The following is a 3,006-nucleotide window of genomic DNA, read 5'->3' on the forward strand; positions in this document are numbered from 1 at the left end:
CGCGTGTCGGCGCCTCGGACGATCTGGCGCGCGGCCGCTCGACCTTCATGGTCGAGATGGTCGAGACGGCAGCGATCCTCAACCAGGCCGGCGAGCGCGCACTGGTGATCCTCGACGAGATCGGCCGCGGCACCGCCACTTTCGATGGCCTGTCGATCGCCTGGGCGGCGGTCGAATATCTGCATGAGAAGAACCGCTGCCGGGCAATCTTCGCCACCCATTTCCACGAAATGACCTCGCTGGCCGGCAAGCTGGCGCGTCTCTCCAACGTCACCATGCGGGTCAAGGAATGGGAAAACGACGTCGTCTTCCTGCACGAGGTCGGCAAGGGTGCCGCCGACCGCTCCTACGGCGTGCAGGTGGCGCGGCTGGCCGGCCTGCCGGAAGCGGTGGTCGACCGGGCCAAGGAAGTGCTGCACCAACTGGAAGAGGGCGAAGTTTCGGGCAAGACCAACCGGCTGGTCGACGATCTTCCATTGTTTTCGGTGGCGGTGAAGCGAGAAGCGCCGAAGCCGGTCAAGAGCGACGCGCTGGGGGCGGCACTCGGCGACATCAACCCGGACGAAATGACGCCACGCGAGGCGCTGGAAGCGCTCTACCGGCTGAAGGGGTTGGCGGGGACGTAGTCAGATCATCTCCAACCCGCGCTTGCGCGCTGGTGGCGGGAAGGCGCGGTCGAGATCGGCGATGTCCTGCGGCGCAAGCTTGATGTCGAGCGCAGCGACATTCTGGCGGACATGCTCCTCGCTGCTGGCCTTCGGGATGGCGATGACGCCCTCCTGATGCATCACCCAGGCCAGGGCGATTTGCGCTGGGGTCGCATTGTGGCGCCCGGCGATGGCTTCGAGCCTGGCATTGCGCGCCAACGCACCCTGCTCGACCGGAGAATAGGCCATCAAGGGGATGCCGCGCTGCCGGCTCCAGGGCGCCAGATCGAATTCGAGGCCACGCCGGACCAAATTGTAGAGCACCTGGTTGGTCTGGACATTGCCGCCATCGGGCAGGCCGATCAGCTCTTCCATCTCGTCGGTGTCGAAATTGCTGACGCCCCAGTGGCGGATCTTGCCGGCCTTTTTCAGGGCCTCGAAGGCCGCGACGGTTTCCGTCAATGGCACGCTGCCGGGCCAATGCAAGAGATAGAGATCGATGCGGTCGGTGCGCAGGCGTTTCAGGCTGTTTTCGCAGGCCCGCTGCACGCCCGCGCGCGAGGCGTTCGACGGTAGCACTTTCGAGACCAGGAAGGTCTCGTCGCGGCGCCCGGCAATGGCTTCGGCCACCACCTCCTCGGCACCGCCGCTGGCATACATTTCGGCGGTGTCGATCAACGTGATGCCGAGGTCGAGGCCGAGCTTGAGGGCATTCACCTCATCGGCGCGGCGACGGGAATCTTCGCCCATCTTCCATGTGCCCTGGCCAAGCACCTGAACGGCTTCGCCGGAGGGCAGTTTGGTGGTTCTGATGGTCGGTGGCATGGCGGGCTCCAGTTGGGGCCGGATCGCATCACAGGCTGGGCGATAAATCCAGAGGCGTTCTCGCCGCGCTGGCGATGGCTGAAGACTTACTTCACCGGATGGGCGGCGAGCCAGGCCTGCATCTGCTTGATCTCTGCTTCCTGCGCGGCGATGACGCCTTCGGCCAGCTTGCGGATTTCCGGGTCCTTGCCATTGGCAAGTTCAACCTTGGCCATGTCGATCGCACCCTGATGGTGCGGGATCATGCCTCTGACGAAATCGACGTCGGCATTGCCGGTATAGTCGGACGCCATCATGTCGGCATGCATCTTGTCCATCGCCGCCTTGTAGCCTTCCGTCGAAGGACTGGTCGCGTCCGTCGCCATAGCGCCCATGTCGTGTTTCATCTCTTCGCTCTGCGCCGGAACGCTTTCGAGGAAGACGGCAACCAGCATTCCGGCCGCCATCAGCAGCAGCACGAGTTTTTTGGCGAAGGTCATACATGGTCTCCTGTTGGATGGGTTTCGTATTTGGGGGCTTGGATCAGAGTTTCAATGTTCTCAGCCGCAATGCGTTTGCGATCACCGACACCGAGGACAGGCTCATCGCCGCCGCTGCCAGCATCGGCGACAGCAGCGTGCCGGTGAGCGGATAGAGCACGCCGGCGGCGACCGGCACGCCAAGCACGTTGTAGAGGAAGGCAAAGAACAGGTTCTGGCGGATGTTGCGGATCGTCGCCTGAGCCAGCGTGCGCGCCCGCACGATGCCGTTGAGGTCGCCTTTGACCAAGGTGATGCCGGCGCTTTCGACGGCGACATCGGCGCCGGTGCCCATGGCGATGCCGACATCGGCGGCGGCAAGGGCCGGTGCATCGTTGACGCCGTCGCCGGCCATGGCAACGCCGGTGCCTTTTGCGCGCAGTTCCTCGACAAGGGCTGCCTTCTGTTCCGGCAGCAGGCCGGCGCGGACCTCGTCGATGCCGAGGCTTCTGGCGATCGCGTTGGCCGTGCGTTCATTGTCGCCGGTCGCCATGATGATCCGCAAGCCGCTTTCATGCAGCGCCTTGATCGCCTCGGCCGTCGTTGTCTTGATAGGGTCGGCGACGGCGACGATGCCGGCCAGTTTTTTGTCGACAGCAACGAACATCGCCGTCTTGCCTTCGAGTTGCAGCGCCTCGGCCTTGGCCGAGATGGATGCGATGTCGACGCCAAGGTCGGCCATCATCGCGGCGTTCCCGAGCGCGACCGTCTTTCCCGAGACCGAACCGGACACACCCTTCCCGGTGACCGCCTCGAAGCCGCTGGCCTCTGCAACGGTCACGCCGCGCGTAGCGGCGCCGTCAACGATGGCTTCAGCCAGCGGATGCTCCGAGCCTTTCTCCAGGCCCGCGGCAAGCGCCAGCAATTCGTCTTCGGAAAAGCCGTTTGCCGTGACGACATCGGTCAGCTTCGGCCGGCCTTCGGTCAGCGTCCCCGTTTTGTCGACGATCAGCGTGTCGACGGAAGCGAAGCGTTCGAGTGCTGCGGCTTCCTTGATCAGCACGCCGGCATGCGCC

At 64.4% G+C, this 3,006-nt stretch carries 3 protein-coding genes and 1 pseudogene; 1 reads left to right on the forward strand and 3 read right to left on the reverse strand.

Going from position 1 to position 3,006, the window contains the following annotated elements; genetic code table 11:
* Positions 1–626, forward strand: a pseudogene (locus EN969_RS24400) (DNA mismatch repair protein MutS); the annotation flags it as partial.
* Here the strand turns inward: EN969_RS24400 and EN969_RS24405 are convergent.
* The 3 genes from EN969_RS24405 to EN969_RS24415 form a co-directional block, all read right to left on the reverse strand.
* Entirely contained in the window at positions 627–1,472 is an 846-nt protein-coding gene (locus EN969_RS24405; protein ID WP_063169905.1) for an aldo/keto reductase, read from the reverse strand.
* Between the two features lie 86 nt (positions 1,473–1,558).
* Positions 1,559–1,951, reverse strand: a complete 393-nt coding sequence (locus EN969_RS24410) for a DUF305 domain-containing protein (RefSeq protein ID WP_013528057.1) — start codon at positions 1,949–1,951, stop codon at positions 1,559–1,561.
* A gap of 43 nt (positions 1,952–1,994) precedes the next feature.
* The coding region (locus EN969_RS24415; protein ID WP_127419463.1) for a heavy metal translocating P-type ATPase at positions 1,995–3,006 on the reverse strand (1,012 nt) is incomplete at its 5' end.

It is taken from the genome of Mesorhizobium sp. M7A.F.Ca.CA.003.01.2.1 (genome assembly GCF_003998945.1).
Classification (GTDB): Bacteria; Pseudomonadota; Alphaproteobacteria; order Rhizobiales; family Rhizobiaceae; genus Mesorhizobium; species Mesorhizobium ciceri.

What these genes read in the sequence shown, in the direction of transcription:
- EN969_RS24405 (WP_063169905.1), bottom strand. Translation starts at nt 1,472, where the DNA reads ATGCCACCGACCATCAGAACCACCAAACTGCCCTCCGGCGAAGCCGTT.
- EN969_RS24410 (WP_013528057.1), bottom strand. Translation starts at nt 1,951, where the DNA reads ATGACCTTCGCCAAAAAACTCGTGCTGCTGCTGATGGCGGCCGGAATG.